Below are 15,651 nucleotides of genomic sequence, written 5' to 3'. Positions count from 1 at the left end.
AGCTATGAAGAAATATACAGATACAGGCAAAAAAGATACGCGTTCAGGTTTCGGTGACGGCCTTACCGAACTTGGCAAGAAAAACAAAGATGTTGTGGCACTTTGCGCAGACCTTACCGGATCGCTAAAAATGGGCGATTTTAAAGAAAACCATCCGGAGCGATTTTTTCAAGTGGGAATTGCTGAAGCGAACATGATAGGCATGGCAGCAGGAATGACCATAGGCGGAAAAATTCCGTTTACCGGAACCTTTGCTAACTTTTCTACAGGACGCGTTTACGATCAAATTAGACAAAGTGTTGCTTACAGCGGCAAGAACGTGAAGATTTGCGCCTCGCATGCAGGATTAACTTTAGGAGAAGATGGTGCAACTCACCAAATACTTGAAGACATCGGGCTAATGAAAATGCTGCCGGGAATGACCGTAATCAATACGTGCGATTACAATCAAACAAAAGCAGCAACCCTTGCAATTGCCGATTTTGACGGTCCGGTTTACCTTCGCTTTGGAAGACCAAAAGTTGCCAATTTTACACCAACCGATCAAAATTTTCAAATAGGAAAAGCAGTTCAGCTTCAGGAAGGCACCGATGTTACTATTGTTGCCACAGGCCATTTGGTATGGGAAGCATTACAAGCAGCTGAAACCTTAAATGAAAACGGAATAACCGCAGATGTAATAAACATTCACACCATAAAGCCCCTGGACGATGAAGCCATTATCAACAGTGTTAAAAAAACCGGTTGCATCGTTACTGCCGAAGAGCACAACTTCCTAGGCGGCCTGGGAGAAAGCGTGGCTCGATTATTAGCTACCCAGCATCCAAGCCCGCAGGAGTTTATTGCTACACAAGACACTTTTGGCGAGTCTGGCACGCCAGAGCAATTAATGGATAAGTACGGATTAAACGCCGCTGCAATTGTTAGTGCTGTTAAAAAAGTAATTGCGCGTAAGTAGGCTGCAAGACCTTAAACTGCTAAGTATAAAAAAGCCCCGTTCAGTCTGAACGGGGCTTTTTTGTAGTCTATATAATTTCAGAATACTTCTTAGATGGTATCATCTAAGTAATCAGGAATACCGTTATTGTTTGTATCTGGAAAGAAAATCTCGCCATCAATTATTTCAATTTCAAATTTTGTAAGTCGGCCGTCGCCATCATCATCGTCATCCAAGTAATTTGGTCTCCCATCACCATCTGTATCATCATCCATCAAATATTGATTATCATTCAGATCTTCCATATATGAAGGAATTCCATCGCCGTCGTGATCTGCAACTTCAGAGGCAAACAACTGAAACGAAAAAATAAGTTGTTCGTAGGCACCTAAATTTCCGGCAGGTGGATACTGATAGTAACCCAATCCAGATGGAATAAATACTGCCCCAATTCCAAAGTTTTCAAAAGAGAGGGTTCCATCGGGATTCTCTATAATATTTCCAGCTCCCTTAAACTCAATTAAAGCTTGTTGAAGTCCTCTAATTATACCAGGTGTAGCCTCAGAGTCAACCAAGCTAAACCTCACGGGAATTACCGAGCTATCAAATAAATCCAGGTTCAACAATCTACCGTCATAGGTATTGGTAGTGTAATCTGAAAAATGAGGGCGCTCCCCTTCACCTTCTCTAACTTTAAGATAGTAGAGTTTATACGTAACATCCATGTTATTAACATCCATTACTTCCTTAGAGGTAACTTGCTCTATCAAGGGAGTTTTATCAGCGTTGTCGCCTGCAATGGTGTCAAATACTATTTTAAAGTTATCTGGATCAGTCTGATATTCATCGTAATTATAAAAATGTGTTTCCAGAAATTCCTCAATCTCGGCCTGTGCACGGATTGCTTCTTCACCACGATCTCTTGGTGGCGGAGGTGGTGGTGGTCCATCATCATCCTTTTTACAGGAAACTGCAACACCCAGCATTACAATTAAAAGTGCAAATCCGTATTTAATTTTCATCATCCGTTGGTTTTTAAGGGCGCAAGATACAATTTTCCCCTATTTTTGCATACCACATTAACTTTGTTTTTAGGGTAATTATTATGAGGATTGATAAATATTTATGGTGTATTCGGTATTTAAAAACACGAAGCAAGGCTACTCAGGCTTGCAAAAAAGGTTCGGTACGTGTTAATGGCGATATTGTTAAGCCCGCACGCGATGTATTTCCGGGCGACAAAATTGTACTTCGGAAAAACCAAATTAACTATCAAATTGAAGTTTTAGACCTTCCTTCCAGTAGGGTAGGCGCAAAACTGGTTAATCTATACCGAAAAGATACCACTCCAAAAGAAGCTTTTGAAACCAATGAAATGTTGCAATATGCCAAAACCTATTACAGAAAGAAAGGTGTTGGCAGGCCCACGAAAAAAGACAGGAGAGATTTGGACGACTTTACCAGATCTACCGATGATGAAAACGAATCGTAACCCCAGCTAAAAAAAGATGTCCAGATGCAAGAAATAAATACAGTTATTTTAAATAAAAAACAGATAGCCCAAAAAATAAAGCGAATTGCATACCAAATCTATGAAGCCAATGTAGGCGAGAAAGAAGTGGTTATAGCCGGTATAATGAGCAATGGCTTTCTTTTTGCAAAAAAGATAAAGGTTGAACTAGAAAATATTTCGCCAATAAAAGTCTTGCTTTGCGAAGTAACAATTGACAAAAAAAATCCAATCGAAGCAGTTAGCACCTCTCTAAAACAGGAAGACTACAAAAATAAATCTTTGGTGCTGGCAGATGATGTGCTTCATTCAGGAACCACTTTAATCTATGGGGTAAAACACTTTTTAGAAGTTCCGTTAAAACAATTTAAAACTGCTGTCTTGGTAGATAGAAACCATAAAAAGTATCCTATCAAGGCAGACTTTAAAGGCATTTCGCTTTCAACCTCGTTAAACGAAAACGTTTCGGTTATTTTTGATAAGAATCACGACAGGGCAGTATTAGAATAGCTTTAAAACTATTTTTTCTACAATAGTGTCTAAATCGTCATTACCACAATTCATAATATATTCCGATTGATTGTAGTAATACACCCGTTCAAAAAGATGTTTTCGTATAAAGTCGTTTAGGTCTTCTTCCGTTTCTAGATGCGCCAATAGCGGTCTTTGGTCTTTTTCCTGAAACAACCTTGGAGCCAACACCTCAATTGGCAATTTTAAATACACCGTCTTTACATCTTCCCTGCCTAGCATTGCCGTCATATTGTCGCCATAGCAAGGCGTACCGCCTCCGGTTGCCAAAACGAAGCTCTCGGACTGCGCAAGCAATTGTTTAAGCGTTTCATGCTCCTTTTTTCGAAAGTATATTTCTCCTTTTTTTGAAAACAGCTCAGAAATTGACATCCCCTGATTATTTTCAATTTCGGAATCCATATCTTTAAAAGGAATCTTTAAAACTTCTGCAAGTTTTACTCCAACGGAAGATTTTCCGCTTCCCATATAACCAATCAATACAATTTTCATACGTTGTCTAAATTCAAAATTTATGCTTTTTCAGAATGAAATAATCGCCTAAAATGACCGTTTTTCCTTCCGAACGGCAAAACTAAGATAAAAACAGCACTTGTGAATACCTGTTTTTCAGGCATTTTAAAATTTATTGAATTTTTTTTCAATTTCGTTTTGAAAGTACAATTTAATGGTAGTATATTTGCACCCGCCTACCGCAAGATAGGCATACTAATAAAAAAGGACGACTTGGTAGCTCAGTTGGTAGAGCACCTCCCTTTTAAGGAGGTGGTCCTGGGTTCGAGCCCCAGCCAAGTCACAACTAGAAGTTGAAACTTCATCGAAACCCTGCTAATTTTATAATTGGCAGGGTTTTTTATTTTGGGTGATATTATGAATCAAGAAGGATCAAGGGATCAAGTCCAAAAGTTGTGGGATTTTAAGATTATGCAAAAATATTTGAGAGTCTAAAAAGGAAACATTCTATATTTCTAACACCTCTAAATTGTGTTCTGAAAGCGTTTATTTTAGCATTAAACGACTCTGCTGATGCATTTGTACTTCTATTGTCAAAATAGTTCAGTATGTTTTGGTAATGTATTGACATTGTCCGCGCGATTGTATTAAAGCTCTTAAAGCCTGCTTGTCTTACTTTCTCATCCCATTTGGCTAATCTAATTAACCCAGCCAAGCAACTATATTCCGCAGGCGCCTTCAATAGTAAGTAGAAAAAAGCCTATTCGTTTCTAGACAATAAAAAAACCCGCTATGGAGCAGGTTTAATAATTGTTATTTTGTAATATTGATTCTTAAAGCATTAGTTTTTGCCGTACATTTTTTAAGAGTTTAAATAATTTCAGCGCTTAAACCTGCTTCTAAAAGCATAGAGCATCTTGGCTCCAAATCATCAAATCCGCCTGTTTTTACCGTACATTTACCTTTATAATGAACTATTATAGAACATTGTTCGGCTTGTTCTGGCGTGTGCTCACATGCAAAAATCAAACTATTTATAACGTGGTCAAAAGTGTTTACTTCATCATTGTAAAGCACAATTTCATTTTGATTGCCTTCCTTTTCAGCAATCGCAATATCTTCCTGAATTTTTTCCTTGGTACTCATAACTATATATAAAATATTGACCTATGTAAATTACGAAATTTTAAACTTTGCCGCAACCCATCGGTTTTTCTCTTTGTTCTCAACGAAGCTCAACCCCAAATTATTGCAAGTTTCTGTAATAATAGGTAAGTCTTCGTTATAAAAACCACTTAAATAAAGTTCGCCGTTTTCATTTAGGCTCTTGATGTATGTAGCCATATCGTTCAACAAAATATTTCGGTTTATATTGGCTATAATTACGTCATATTTTTTACCCTTCAATAACGAAGCGTCTCCCAGATGCACTGCTATCTGCTCACAATTATTTCTTTGGATATTTTCTTTTGAATTTTCAAAACACCACTCATCAATGTCAATGGCATCTAATTTTGAAGCACCACGCATTTCAGCAAGAATTGCTAAAACGGCTGTGCCACACCCCATATCTAATACAGTTTTATTCTGAAAATTATTTTCCAAGATAAATTGAAGCATCATAAAAGTAGTTTCGTGATGCCCAGTTCCAAAAGACATTTTTGGTTCAATAACAATTTGAAACTCAAAATCTTTCTCTGGGTGAAACGGAGCCCGAACAGTACATTTTCCATCAACTTCAATGGGGTCAAAATTCTTTTCCCACTCTTCATTCCAATTTACCTGTTCTATTTCAGAACTTGAATACGAAATTTTAAACTCATCAGATTTTAAAACATGTATCGCGTCTAAAATCTTGTCATTCCAAGCCTCTTTTTGAATGTATGCACTTACACCGTCCTCGTTTTCTACGAAGCTCTCAAAACCTGCATATCCCAATTCGGCAATTAGAATCTCCGTGCCGGGTTGCAGCGGACTTACCTTAAAATCGTAACCTATATAAACTTGTGACATTAAAAAGCATTTACAATTTCCATAAAACTATCTACTTTTAGTGAAGCGCCACCAATTAAGCCACCATCCACGTCATCCTGACCAAAAATTTCGGCAGCATTATTGGGTTTCACACTTCCACCGTATAAAATTGAAACATCGTTGGCAACTGTGCTGTTATACTTTTCACTGATTGTTTCCCTAATGAATTTATGCATTTCCTGCGCTTGCTGCGGACTTGCTGTTTTCCCAGTTCCTATTGCCCAAACAGGCTCATAGGCAATCACTATATTCTTCCAAGATTCTTCTGAAACGTGGAACAGTCCTTCGGTTAGTTGGGCTTTAATCAATTCAAAGTAGGTTCCTTCATTTCTATCTTCTAGCTTCTCTCCGATACAAAAAATAAGAGTCATATCATTTTTAAGCGCGGTATTCACTTTTTCGGCTAGTACAGCATTGTCTTCTTTAAATATTTCCCTACGTTCACTATGCCCTAAAATAACCGTTTTAGCACCCACGCTACAAAGCATTTTCGCAGAAATCTCGCCTGTAAAAGCGCCATTGTCACTTTGATGCATGTTTTGAGCAACAACCGATACAGGGTGTTCTTTTAAGGAACTAAATGTTTGGTGCAAACTCGTGAACGGAGGCGCCAACATCACCAGTACATCTTCGGGGATTACTTGCTTTTTTAAATCGACTAGAAACATTTCAGTTTCTGCCAAATCATTATTCATTTTCCAGTTTCCTGCTACTATTTTTCTTCTCATGTTTGTTGTTTGTTATTGATAATTTGCACCTTAATTTACCGATAGACCTCAACCGAATGTACGGCCAGGCTACGACCTGTCTCTGCTGGTTATTGGACAGGTCACGACCTTCTCTGCTGGTTGATGGACAGGTCACTACCTGTCCCTACTGTCTGATTTTTGGGTCTAGCCACCCGTAAATTATATCTACAAAAATATTAATTATTATGAACAATGTGGCTATTACCAGGACGGCTCCCATTATTATTGGTAAATCTAAGGTGTTTAAGGCATTGACAATTTCTTTTCCCAGTCCGTTCCATCCAAAAATATACTCCACAAATACGGCGCCGGCAAGCATGGATGCAAACCAACCCGAAATTGCTGTTACCACCGGGTTTAATGAATTTTTAAGCGCGTGCTTTGTAATTACTTGATAAAAAGAAAGCCCTTTTGCCTTTGCGGTACGAATGTAATCCTGATTTAAAACTTCAAGCAGGGAGTTTCGCATTAATTGGCTTACTACTGCCAAAGGACGAATACCTAAAACGAGGGCAGGCAGTATTAAGTTTTTCCATTGAATATACTTTCCATTTCCGAAGTCATCTACTTCATACAGGCTTCCCGTCATGTTCAAGTTTGTGTATTTCTGAAGCACAAAACCGAAAATCCACGCAAAAATAATCGCACTAAAAAACGAAGGAACACTCATACCCAACGTACTTACTAACTGAATCATTTTATCAATAAACCCATCTTTAAAAAGTACGGAAACAATTCCGAGAAAAACCCCAATAATCATCGCGATTATAATTGCTGAAACCGCTAGAATAAATGTGTTGGGCAAGGTTTCGGATATCACTTGGCTCACTGCCTTTCCATTTTTTTGAAAGGACTCCCGCAAATAAGGTGTTTTTAAAACTACGCTGGTATTGCCAATTGAAAACAGCTTTGCCGCATTGTACTTATCTTCGGCGAGAAAGGTGTAGTCCGTTGAATTATCACTGTGAAATGAAATAGGCGACAGATCATTTAAATACCTTACGTACTGAATTGAAACCGGCTGATCAAAACCATATTTCTTTTTTACTACGGCAAGTTGTTCTGCAGTTTCATTTTGGCCGAGCATCATTCTGGCAGGATCTCCAGGAAGAATGGTAAATAGTAAAAATATTACCGTTACTACTCCAAATAAAGTGAGCAAAGCATAACCTAATTTTTGAAGCAAGTAACGCGTCACCTTATTCTTGGTTTATCTGTTCCATGGTTCGGGGCTCATAAACATAATCATCACCAAAAAGAATTTTTGAATAATCTTCTACTGTGTCTTCAAAACCTGCCTCAGCTCTTCTTTTGTTTACAGTTTCGGCATTTTCAATTGGCCAGATAAAGGAGCCACGTGCATCGTCATAAGCCATTCCTTGTGTGCCATAAATTTGAGGTTTTCCGTCTAACATTAAGTACCGATCTTCCATCATTGCAGCCGATGTTTTGGGTATTTCACCATCTTTGGCCGCTTGTTTAATCAATGGCAAGTAAAGTGGAATTTTATCTGGATTGTGCTGCAACACATTCCAAGCCACAAGGCTAGACTCCTCACCAACTACCGATTTACCGGGATAGCCTTTTCTAGCGAAATATTTTTCAACAAAAATCATGTTAACACTGTCCAAAACCCGTTGCATTTCGGTTAGATCTCCACTGTACTCAGCCTCAGAAAGACCCATGCTTTCGCCTAGTTTTTTACGCTCTTCCAGTGATCTTGCCTGCATCAACCTGCGGTATTTTTGATCTTGAACCGCAATACTATCCAAACGTTGTTTTAACGAAAGATCTAACTTTGGCTTCGCCGTTTCAACTACGGGAAGCTCAAGTTTATCGGCATCAGTCCAATGTAGTTTTTGCTTTATAGTACCCTTGTCAAGCTCTAAGATACCCGGATTACTTCGTACAATGGTTTTAAGGGTCGTTTCATCGCAGAAGTAAAACTTAAAGTTAAGCTTGTACTCTTCTGTAAGCTGGTTGGTTGTTTCTTGTGAGGATGCTGACAGACCAATCACGTTGTATCCGTTTTGCAAGGCTTTATCCGTAATTTCCTTTACAGGCCTGTATCCATCTTTTTCAGTATTGCCAAGGCTATATGCCACAATAACAATTAGATTTTCCTCATTTAAAAAGTGCGTCGTATAATCTTCGCCGTTGCGTTCAATTGTAAAATCGTGAATTGGAGGTGTGTAACCTTCCTGGATCATGGTTGTTTCGGTATCAATCAACTCGCCATCAACTTGTGGATAATCACCAGTAGTAGTTATTACTTTTTCTTCGCCATTAATATCAAATTTCCAGGCATACTCATAAATTGGACCGGGTGCTCCTTCGGGAACCGTCATTCCTTCGGTGATATTTGCATCAATTTTATAGGGTCTAAAATCAACTATAGGAAGGTGTAATAAAACGTAATATGTTATACCCAGGCAGCCTACAAAAGCAGCAAAAACAATAATGCTACGCACGCCTTTACTGAATATAGGCTGAATGTATTTTCTTCCGAAGAAAAGAATTAAAATCAACACCAGCAAGATGATATCCTTTGTAAAGGACTCCCATGGCGTTAATGGAATCGCGTCTCCAAAACATCCGCAGTCGGTGACTTTGTTGAAATAAGCCGAATAAAAAGTTAGGAACGTAAAAAACACAATCATCAACAATAAGGCCCAAAGCGTAAACTTTTTTAAATAGCCTAAGAGCAAGGCTATACCCACTAAAACCTCAAAAATTACTACGAATATCGCTATCAACAAAGCATACGGAACCAAAAAACCAAGGTCTAACACTTCCGGCGCAAAATAATCCTGAAGTTTAAACGCAAAACCTACCGGATCATTAAGCTTTACCAAGCCGCTGACGATAAACAGCAATCCAACAATTAATCTAGATATTCCTACTATTACTTTCATGAGTATTAAATTCTAACTTTAATTAAAAATTTCAAATTCCAAACAATTACTGCGAGAGCTATAACACTACTCAAACCTTATTATGATTGCTGATAACATTCTTCTGAGTTGTGCAATTCCTCAAACAACACATTAATTTCTTTATACTATGAGTCTCAATTCGTTTATAAACCCAGCCAAGAGACTCATTCTCTGGCTTCAGGCAAAAACACCAACCCTATTTTTCTTTTCTGAATTATTTTTTCGCTTCTCCTTCTTCTTTGCTCGCTTTGGCTTCATCTAGGTGAATCAATGCAAACACCGCATAATTAACCATATCCTGGTAATTGGCATCTATACCTTCAGAAACCAATGTTTTCCCGCTGTTATTTTCAATTTGCTTTACACGTAATATTTTCTGAAGAATTAAATCGGTCAACGAACTAACACGCATATCGCGCCAAGCTTCACCGTAATCGTGATTTTTATCAAGCATTAGCTGCTTGGTCGTGGCCACATGCTCGTCATAATATTGCGTGGCATCTTCTACCGAAAGATCTGGTTGCTCTACCACTCCTTTTTCAATCTGAATGAGCGCCATAATGGAATAATTAACAATTCCGATAAACTCACTGGTCTCATCTTCGGCGATTTTTTGTTCCGAATTATTTTGAAGCCCGCGAATGCGTTGCGCTTTTATAAAAATTTGATCGGTTAACGAAGGAAGTCGCAAAATTCGCCATGCACTTCCGTAGTCATGCATTTTGTTGATAAACAGCTTTCTACATTTTTCAATCTGATCGTTGTATTGATTTGAAGTATCTGCCATTAGTGGTTTGTAAGATTTTGCGTAAATTTCGCTTAAATAGTTCAAAGTTCAAAGTTGAATGCCCAAAGTTATTCGACAAACAACAGATTCACCAAAAGTTTTTGAATTTTGGGAACTAAAAAGTTTAAACAATTGCAGACCCTTAATTGCCACGGCAACCTCATAGACCTTTCCATTCCAAAAGTAATGGGAATTATAAACATAACCCCCGATTCATTTTATGACGGCGGAAAAACCTTTTCTGAAAAAGAAATTGTAAAGCAAGCTGAAAAAATGCTTTCGGAAGACGCAACGTTTTTGGATGTTGGCGGATATAGCTCGCGCCCAGGAGCAGATAAAATACCCGTACATGAAGAAACAAAACGTGTGGTTACAGCCATTAACACTATCCTAAAACATTTCCCCAATGCCCTAATCTCGGTAGATACTTTTAGAAGCGAGGTAGCCCAAAACGCTGTTAATGCAGGAGCATGCATGGTAAACGACATCTCAGGAGGCAGTTTAGACCCTGAAATGTACCAAAGTGTTTCAAAACTAAAAGTCCCGTATGTATTAATGCATATGCGCGGTACTCCAAAAACTATGGCTAAACTTACCAACTACCAAAATGTGAGCCTAGCGGTTATAAAAGACCTGTCAGAAAAAATAGCCCTCGCCCGTGCGGCAGGTATTAATGACCTTATTGCCGACCCTGGATTCGGATTTGCCAAAACTCCCGCGCAAAGTTTTGAGCTTCTAAACAATCTCGAGCTTTTTAAAAGCTTAGAAATTCCTTTTTTAGCCGGTATCTCTAGAAAATCAATGATATACAAGACCCTGGAAACTTCTGCCGAAAACGCATTAAACGGGACAACCGCCCTAAACACAGTTGCACTATTAAAAGGCGCTTCAATTTTAAGGGTCCACGATGTAAAGGAAGCTAGAGAATGTATTATATTACACAACCACCTAAAAAGTGGATATTGAAAAAGTGCATGAACAATACTCCGAAGCGTTTCAATAGAACAAATTTTTAAATTACATTTACTAAAAAAAGCAGAACCTTGGATTTTCTCGACATACGGATTTTAGATATTGTAGACATTTTGTTTGTGGCTTTCCTGCTTTATTATCTCTATAATTTGGTAAAAGGAACGGTTGCTATCAACATTCTGGTAGGAATCATCATTGTTTACGCCATTTACATTATTACCGAGCTTTTGGAAATGGAGCTTTTAAGTAAAATCTTAGGAGGATTCCTAGGGGTAGGAATGTTCGCCTTGGTTGTAGTTTTTCAACCAGAGATACGAAAGTTTCTATTAATGTTAGGATCTACAAACTTTAATGCTAGACGTAGGTTTCTAAAACAGTTTAATTTTTCTGGAGCCGAGGCTAGCTTCACAACCAATCTAGAAGGGATAATTGCTGCCTGTAAAAAAATGTCGAACACAAATACCGGTGCGCTAATTGTAATTCAACGCAACAACAGCCTGGATTTTGTAAAAAACACCGGCGACAAAATGAACCTAGAGGTCAACAAACCCATTATTGAAAGTATTTTTTACAAGAACAGTCCGCTACATGATGGCGCCATAATTATTGAAGAGAACAGAATTACGGCTACACGTGTTATCTTACCCGTTTCTAACGACCGAAATATCCCCCAGCGATTTGGTCTTCGGCACAGAGCCGCACTGGGAATTACTGAAAAAACAGATGCTGTTAGCTTAGTTGTTTCAGAAGAAAACGGACAGATTTCTTATTTAAAAGATGGTGATTTCGTTCTTTTTGAAGACACTGATGAGTTATTTAAACTGGTAAAAGAAGATTTAAGTTAAATTTAAACCGCTTCCTCTTTCATAAACTGCACTTCATAAAGGTTGCGATAAAAACCATTTTCCAATTGCAGTAATTCGTTATGGCTCCCTTCCTCTACTATCTTTCCGGCGTCCATTACAATAATCTTATCTGCTTTCTTTATCGTTGCCAATCGGTGGGCAATTACGATTGAAGTTCTACCCTTCGTGATTTTATCAGTCGCGTTTTGAATCATTTCTTCAGAATACGTATCTACCGAAGAAGTTGCTTCGTCTAAAATTAAAATACTCGGCTTACTCACGTATGCCCGCAGGAAAGAGATTAACTGGCGTTGCCCTGAAGACAGCATGCTACCGCGTTCTTTAACGTTGTAGTGATAGCCATTGGGAAGTGTTTCAATAAACTTATGCACCCCAATATCCTTTGCTGCCGCTATTACCTCTTCTTCGGTAATATCTGGATTATTGAGCGTAATATTGTTTAAAATAGAATCTGCAAACAGAAAAACATCCTGCAAAACCACTGCAATTCGGCTTCTGATGGTATCGAGTTTATATTCCTTTAAAGATTTACCATCAATCAATATTTCGCCACTATTGATTTCATAAAAACGATTCAACAAATTAATAATCGTACTTTTCCCTGCACCGGTAGCCCCTACAATTGCAACGGTTTCTCCTGGATTCGCTTTGAATGAAACTCCTTTTATCACTTCTTCATCTTCAACATACCCAAAGTGAACCTCCTTAAACTCAATTTTACCATTTGTACTGGAATAGGCAATGGTTCCAGTATCTGGAATATGAGCTTTGGTGTCTAAAATCCCGAAGACTCGGTTTGCAGCGACCATCCCCATTTGCAGGGTGTTGAATTTATCTGCAATTTGCCGAAGTGGCCTAAAAAGCATTTCGGAGTATTGTATAAAAGCAGTAATCATACCCAAGGTTACAACGCCACCGCCTATAACGTTTAACCCACCATACCACACTACTAATCCCGTTGCTATGGCACCAGACATCTCTGCAATGGGAAAGAATATAGAGTTATACCAAACGGTTTTTATCCACGCCTTTCTGTGCTTTTTATTTATTTTCTGAAAACGATTATACTCCGTTTTTTCGCGGGTAAAGATTTGCACGATCTTCATTCCTGTTATTCTTTCCTGAACAAAGGAGTTTAAGTCTGCAACTTGATTACGAACATCTTCAAACGCTACTTTCATTGCCTTTTGAAACACCCTAGTAGCATAAATAATAAACGGCAAAATTATAAAAACAATCAAAGATAGACGCCAGCTTTGCGTAAGCATAAACCCAGCAATAACAAGCATTTTAAGCAAGTCGCTAATAATCATAAAAAGCCCCTGACTGAAAATACTTGAAATGGTTTCTACATCGTTAACAGCTCGCGTTGTAAGCCTACCTACGGCGCTGGTATCAAAATATTTCATTTTAAAGCTCATCATCAAGCTAAAGAGTTTTTGACGCATATCGCGAATTACACTCTGCCCGAGCCAGTTGGTTAAAAAGATAAAAGCGAACTGAAAAATAACCTCTAGGAACAGTACAACAATCATTAAAATGACGTACTTCATAAACCCCTGGCCATCTTTTGGAACAATAGAGTTGTCTATAGCCAGTTTTAAGAGAAATGGTCGTAAAACCGCCAGTCCAGACATAATGATTGCCGCAAAGGCAACAAAATAAAATACCACGCGATACGGCTTGGTAAAAGCCAACAAGCGTTTAAATAGCTTAAAATCGAATGCGTTCCCTGTAGTTTTTGACACTTTATTTACTTTATTCTTCTTTACTCTCCTTAAATATCTGTGCGTGTACGTTACGCTCTGCTACTTTTTAAAAACAGCCTGCGGATATTCAACTTTGGTTAAATACAATCCTTTGGCAGGAGCCGAAGCACCAGCCTCTTCCCTACTTTTACTATTCAATATAGCCTTAAGGTCCTCCATTGAGGTTTTACCATACCCTACATCTAATAATGTTCCTACAATTGCGCGCACCATGTTGCGTAAAAAGCGATCTGCAGCAATCCTGAAAACAAGGCTATCTGTCGTGGCCTCCCAATGTGCTTTTGAAATTATACAATTGTACGTTTTTACATCGGTTTTTGAACGTGAAAAGCATTGAAAATCTCTATACTCCAATAGCAATTTAGCAGCTTGGTTCATTAAATCTACATTTGGAATATTATGAACCTGAAACGCAAAATTTTCTAAAAACGGATTTTTTTTAAACGAAATAGCATACTCATACTCTCTTTGGGTTGCGTCAAAACGAGCGTGGGCATCTTCATTAACGTTCAAAATATTTTTTATTGCAATATCCTTCGGAAGCAATGAGTTTAGCCTAAATGTTAATGCGTTTTTATCCGTAATGGTATCAAAATCAAAGTGCGCAAATAGCTGTTTGGCGTGCACTCCGGCATCTGTTCTTCCCGCGCCAGTAATCTTTATCTCACTTCGCAATATAGTTGATAGCGCCTCTTCCAGAACCTGTTGTACACTAATTTGTTCGGGTTGGCGCTGCCATCCATAATAGTTTTTACCGTTATAGGCTATTTCTAAAAAATATCGCAATCCATTCTTTTTAGGGAATCGACAAAATTACAACTTTAGTTTAGGAGTTTATGTCTTGGACGTTTAAAAGTTTAAACGGACGTTGCAGTTTCAAATTGTTTCGCGGCAGATTTCAAAATATTAAATATCTTCGCTACTAAGAAAAACCTCATCTTTATTTTGAAAAAAATCCTGCTCCTTAGCGACACCCACAGCTATATTGACGACAAAATTTTAAATCGTGTAAACCAGGCTGATGAAGTTTGGCATGCCGGCGACATTGGTGACCTTACTGTAACCGACCGCATAAAAGCCTTAAAACCATTACGTGCGGTATATGGCAATATTGACGGTACCGAAGCTCGATCAGAATTCCCACTCCACAATAGGTTTATGTGTGAAAATGTGGATGTTTGGATCACTCATATTGGCGGTTATCCCGGAAGATACAATCCTTCGCTACGACAGGAAATTTATTCAAACCCTCCAAAAATATTTATTTGTGGCCATTCGCATATATTAAAAGTGATGCGAGACAAAACCACAAAGCTACTACATATGAATCCTGGGGCGGTGGGGAAACACGGATTCCATAAAGTTAGAACCATGCTTCGGTTTACAATTGATGGAAGCGATATAAAAGACCTAGAGGTAATTGAGTTTGAGCGTCGGTGACAACAATCAGGGGTTAAACAGTGGTCGGTAGTCAGTGGTCAGTAGTCAGTAATCAGTAGTCAGTAGTCAGTAGTCGGTAGTCAGTAGTCAGTAGTCAATAGTTGGTAGTTCAATAAATCACAAACAGCAGAAGGGAATAGGTTTATTGCATTTATAAAAATCAAAAAACCCCCAAAGGTGGCTTCCTTTAGGGGTTTTGCACTAATATACCAAGATTGGTTTATCGTAAACGATCAACAGATTTTACAAGGTCCTCATCCCTTTTAATAGCCTTATTGGCCAGCACTAAAAATATGATAGAAATGATGGGAAGCAGGACCCCAATACCCTTCTCTGAAACAAAGGTTTCTCCGGATAAAGTGAGCGATCTGTATACGAAAACTCCCAGTAATACAAAATTTGATATAATATTTAAGCGATTAAGCACAAATTGCAATTGCCGCTTTTTAAAACTTAAGATTGAAATAATTGCCAAAGCAATAGATACAAAGATAAGCCCAAAAACCAAAGGCTCCGTACGCTCAATAATTACAGTACCATCGGCTCCCGTAACAACAGGAAACCATATAAACAATGCCCCAATAACGAGCGCTGAAATAATTAAATAAACGGTCTGAATACGCTGTATCATTCTTTAAAATTCAATTGAGCCGCAAAAATACATTAT

Annotated in this window: 18 protein-coding genes and 1 tRNA gene; 7 read left to right on the top strand and 12 right to left on the bottom strand. The window is 38.3% G+C overall.

Annotation, left to right across the window (positions count from 1 at the left end; genetic code table 11):
* Nucleotides 1–4: 4 nt before the first annotated feature.
* A complete protein-coding gene (locus tag QPK98_RS07990; RefSeq protein WP_310992648.1) occupies nucleotides 5–958 on the top strand; it encodes a transketolase family protein in 954 nt (317 codons plus the stop codon).
* 89 nt (nucleotides 959–1,047) lie between these two features.
* On the opposite strand, the gene QPK98_RS07985 is transcribed toward QPK98_RS07990, so the two are convergent.
* Complete coding sequence (locus QPK98_RS07985) at nucleotides 1,048–1,962, bottom strand: FKBP-type peptidyl-prolyl cis-trans isomerase (RefSeq protein WP_310992647.1); 915 nt, start codon at nucleotides 1,960–1,962, stop codon at nucleotides 1,048–1,050.
* A gap of 80 nt (nucleotides 1,963–2,042) precedes the next feature.
* On the opposite strand from QPK98_RS07985, the gene QPK98_RS07980 reads away from it, so the two are divergent.
* Both QPK98_RS07980 and QPK98_RS07975 read left to right on the top strand, forming a co-directional pair.
* Nucleotides 2,043–2,429 (top strand): RNA-binding S4 domain-containing protein, encoded by a 387-nt coding sequence (locus QPK98_RS07980; protein ID WP_310992646.1) that lies wholly within the window; start codon nucleotides 2,043–2,045, stop codon nucleotides 2,427–2,429.
* 24 nt (nucleotides 2,430–2,453) lie between these two features.
* On the top strand, nucleotides 2,454–2,957 hold the full coding sequence (locus tag QPK98_RS07975) for a phosphoribosyltransferase family protein (RefSeq protein ID WP_310992645.1): 504 nt from the start codon (nucleotides 2,454–2,456) through the stop codon (nucleotides 2,955–2,957).
* On the opposite strand, the gene QPK98_RS07970 is transcribed toward QPK98_RS07975, so the two are convergent.
* On the bottom strand, nucleotides 2,949–3,470 hold the full coding sequence (locus QPK98_RS07970) for a shikimate kinase (RefSeq protein ID WP_310992644.1): 522 nt from the start codon (nucleotides 3,468–3,470) through the stop codon (nucleotides 2,949–2,951). The two genes, QPK98_RS07975 and QPK98_RS07970, sit on opposite strands and share 9 nt — an antisense overlap.
* 231 nt (nucleotides 3,471–3,701) lie before the next feature.
* On the opposite strand from QPK98_RS07970, the gene QPK98_RS07965 reads away from it, so the two are divergent.
* Nucleotides 3,702–3,774, top strand: a tRNA-Lys gene (locus QPK98_RS07965).
* Between the two features lie 126 nt (nucleotides 3,775–3,900).
* On the opposite strand, the gene QPK98_RS07960 is transcribed toward QPK98_RS07965, so the two are convergent.
* The 7 genes from QPK98_RS07960 to QPK98_RS07930 form a co-directional block, all read right to left on the bottom strand.
* Nucleotides 3,901–4,146: a transposase gene (locus tag QPK98_RS07960; protein WP_310992643.1), complete on the bottom strand. Its 246-nt coding sequence runs from the start codon at nucleotides 4,144–4,146 to the stop codon at nucleotides 3,901–3,903.
* 155 nt (nucleotides 4,147–4,301) lie between these two features.
* The gene (locus tag QPK98_RS07955; protein WP_310992642.1) at nucleotides 4,302–4,577 is read right to left on the bottom strand and encodes an ATP-dependent Clp protease adaptor ClpS; all 276 of its coding nucleotides are present in this window, start codon (nucleotides 4,575–4,577) and stop codon (nucleotides 4,302–4,304) included.
* A 30-nt stretch (nucleotides 4,578–4,607) separates the two neighbouring features.
* Nucleotides 4,608–5,444 (bottom strand): 50S ribosomal protein L11 methyltransferase, encoded by an 837-nt coding sequence (gene prmA / locus QPK98_RS07950; protein ID WP_310992641.1) that lies wholly within the window; start codon nucleotides 5,442–5,444, stop codon nucleotides 4,608–4,610.
* The gene (tpiA, locus tag QPK98_RS07945) at nucleotides 5,444–6,193 is read right to left on the bottom strand and encodes a triose-phosphate isomerase (protein WP_310992640.1); all 750 of its coding nucleotides are present in this window, start codon (nucleotides 6,191–6,193) and stop codon (nucleotides 5,444–5,446) included. Before tpiA ends, prmA begins: the two co-directional genes overlap by 1 nt.
* Nucleotides 6,194–6,338: 145 nt before the next feature.
* Nucleotides 6,339–7,412 carry an ABC transporter permease gene (locus tag QPK98_RS07940; RefSeq protein WP_310992639.1) on the bottom strand — a complete coding sequence of 358 codons (1,074 nt, stop codon included), beginning with the start codon at nucleotides 7,410–7,412 and terminating at the stop codon, nucleotides 6,339–6,341.
* 1 nt (nucleotide 7,413) lies between these two features.
* Nucleotides 7,414–9,129 carry a BT_3928 family protein gene (locus QPK98_RS07935; protein WP_310992638.1) on the bottom strand — a complete coding sequence of 572 codons (1,716 nt, stop codon included), beginning with the start codon at nucleotides 9,127–9,129 and terminating at the stop codon, nucleotides 7,414–7,416.
* Nucleotides 9,130–9,364: 235 nt separating this feature from the next.
* The gene (locus tag QPK98_RS07930; RefSeq protein ID WP_310992636.1) at nucleotides 9,365–9,937 is read right to left on the bottom strand and encodes a DUF1599 domain-containing protein; all 573 of its coding nucleotides are present in this window, start codon (nucleotides 9,935–9,937) and stop codon (nucleotides 9,365–9,367) included.
* Between the two features lie 186 nt (nucleotides 9,938–10,123).
* Between QPK98_RS07930 and folP the strand changes: the two genes are divergently transcribed.
* Both folP and cdaA read left to right on the top strand, forming a co-directional pair.
* Nucleotides 10,124–10,903, top strand: coding sequence for a dihydropteroate synthase (folP, locus tag QPK98_RS07925; RefSeq protein WP_310992664.1), 780 nt, complete (start codon nucleotides 10,124–10,126; stop codon nucleotides 10,901–10,903).
* A gap of 77 nt (nucleotides 10,904–10,980) precedes the next feature.
* Nucleotides 10,981–11,754: a diadenylate cyclase CdaA gene (cdaA, locus tag QPK98_RS07920; protein WP_310992635.1), complete on the top strand. Its 774-nt coding sequence runs from the start codon at nucleotides 10,981–10,983 to the stop codon at nucleotides 11,752–11,754.
* A gap of 2 nt (nucleotides 11,755–11,756) precedes the next feature.
* Here the strand turns inward: cdaA and QPK98_RS07915 are convergent, their stop codons facing one another.
* Together QPK98_RS07915 and truA are read right to left on the bottom strand one after the other, a co-directional pair.
* A complete protein-coding gene (locus tag QPK98_RS07915; protein ID WP_310992633.1) occupies nucleotides 11,757–13,523 on the bottom strand; it encodes an ABC transporter ATP-binding protein in 1,767 nt (588 codons plus the stop codon).
* 60 nt (nucleotides 13,524–13,583) lie between these two features.
* Nucleotides 13,584–14,330 carry a tRNA pseudouridine(38-40) synthase TruA gene (gene truA / locus QPK98_RS07910; protein ID WP_310992632.1) on the bottom strand — a complete coding sequence of 249 codons (747 nt, stop codon included), beginning with the start codon at nucleotides 14,328–14,330 and terminating at the stop codon, nucleotides 13,584–13,586.
* 159 nt (nucleotides 14,331–14,489) lie between these two features.
* On the opposite strand from truA, the gene QPK98_RS07905 reads away from it, so the two are divergent.
* A complete protein-coding gene (locus tag QPK98_RS07905; protein ID WP_310992630.1) occupies nucleotides 14,490–14,984 on the top strand; it encodes a metallophosphoesterase family protein in 495 nt (164 codons plus the stop codon).
* A 220-nt stretch (nucleotides 14,985–15,204) separates the two neighbouring features.
* Here QPK98_RS07905 and QPK98_RS07900 read toward each other — a convergent pair whose 3' ends face one another.
* Complete coding sequence (locus QPK98_RS07900; protein WP_310992629.1) at nucleotides 15,205–15,615, bottom strand: DUF4293 domain-containing protein; 411 nt, start codon at nucleotides 15,613–15,615, stop codon at nucleotides 15,205–15,207.
* Nucleotides 15,616–15,651 lie beyond the last annotated feature (36 nt).

Origin of the sequence: Aequorivita marina (assembly GCF_031631895.2) — a bacterium.
Classification (GTDB): domain Bacteria; phylum Bacteroidota; class Bacteroidia; order Flavobacteriales; family Flavobacteriaceae; genus Aequorivita; species Aequorivita marina.
This window is presented reverse-complemented; position numbering and strand designations above follow the sequence as displayed.

What these genes read in the sequence shown, in the direction of transcription:
- QPK98_RS07990 (WP_310992648.1), top strand. Translation starts at nt 5, where the DNA reads ATGAAGAAATATACAGATACAGGCAAAAAAGATACGCGTTCAGGTTTC.
- QPK98_RS07985 (WP_310992647.1), bottom strand. Translation starts at nt 1,962, where the DNA reads ATGATGAAAATTAAATACGGATTTGCACTTTTAATTGTAATGCTGGGT.
- QPK98_RS07980 (WP_310992646.1), top strand. Translation starts at nt 2,043, where the DNA reads ATGAGGATTGATAAATATTTATGGTGTATTCGGTATTTAAAAACACGA.
- QPK98_RS07975 (WP_310992645.1), top strand. Translation starts at nt 2,454, where the DNA reads ATGCAAGAAATAAATACAGTTATTTTAAATAAAAAACAGATAGCCCAA.
- QPK98_RS07970 (WP_310992644.1), bottom strand. Translation starts at nt 3,470, where the DNA reads ATGAAAATTGTATTGATTGGTTATATGGGAAGCGGAAAATCTTCCGTT.
- QPK98_RS07955 (WP_310992642.1), bottom strand. Translation starts at nt 4,577, where the DNA reads ATGAGTACCAAGGAAAAAATTCAGGAAGATATTGCGATTGCTGAAAAG.
- prmA (WP_310992641.1), bottom strand. Translation starts at nt 5,444, where the DNA reads ATGTCACAAGTTTATATAGGTTACGATTTTAAGGTAAGTCCGCTGCAA.
- tpiA (WP_310992640.1), bottom strand. Translation starts at nt 6,193, where the DNA reads ATGAGAAGAAAAATAGTAGCAGGAAACTGGAAAATGAATAATGATTTG.
- QPK98_RS07935 (WP_310992638.1), bottom strand. Translation starts at nt 9,129, where the DNA reads ATGAAAGTAATAGTAGGAATATCTAGATTAATTGTTGGATTGCTGTTT.
- QPK98_RS07930 (WP_310992636.1), bottom strand. Translation starts at nt 9,937, where the DNA reads ATGGCAGATACTTCAAATCAATACAACGATCAGATTGAAAAATGTAGA.
- folP (WP_310992664.1), top strand. Translation starts at nt 10,124, where the DNA reads ATGGGAATTATAAACATAACCCCCGATTCATTTTATGACGGCGGAAAA.
- QPK98_RS07900 (WP_310992629.1), bottom strand. Translation starts at nt 15,615, where the DNA reads ATGATACAGCGTATTCAGACCGTTTATTTAATTATTTCAGCGCTCGTT.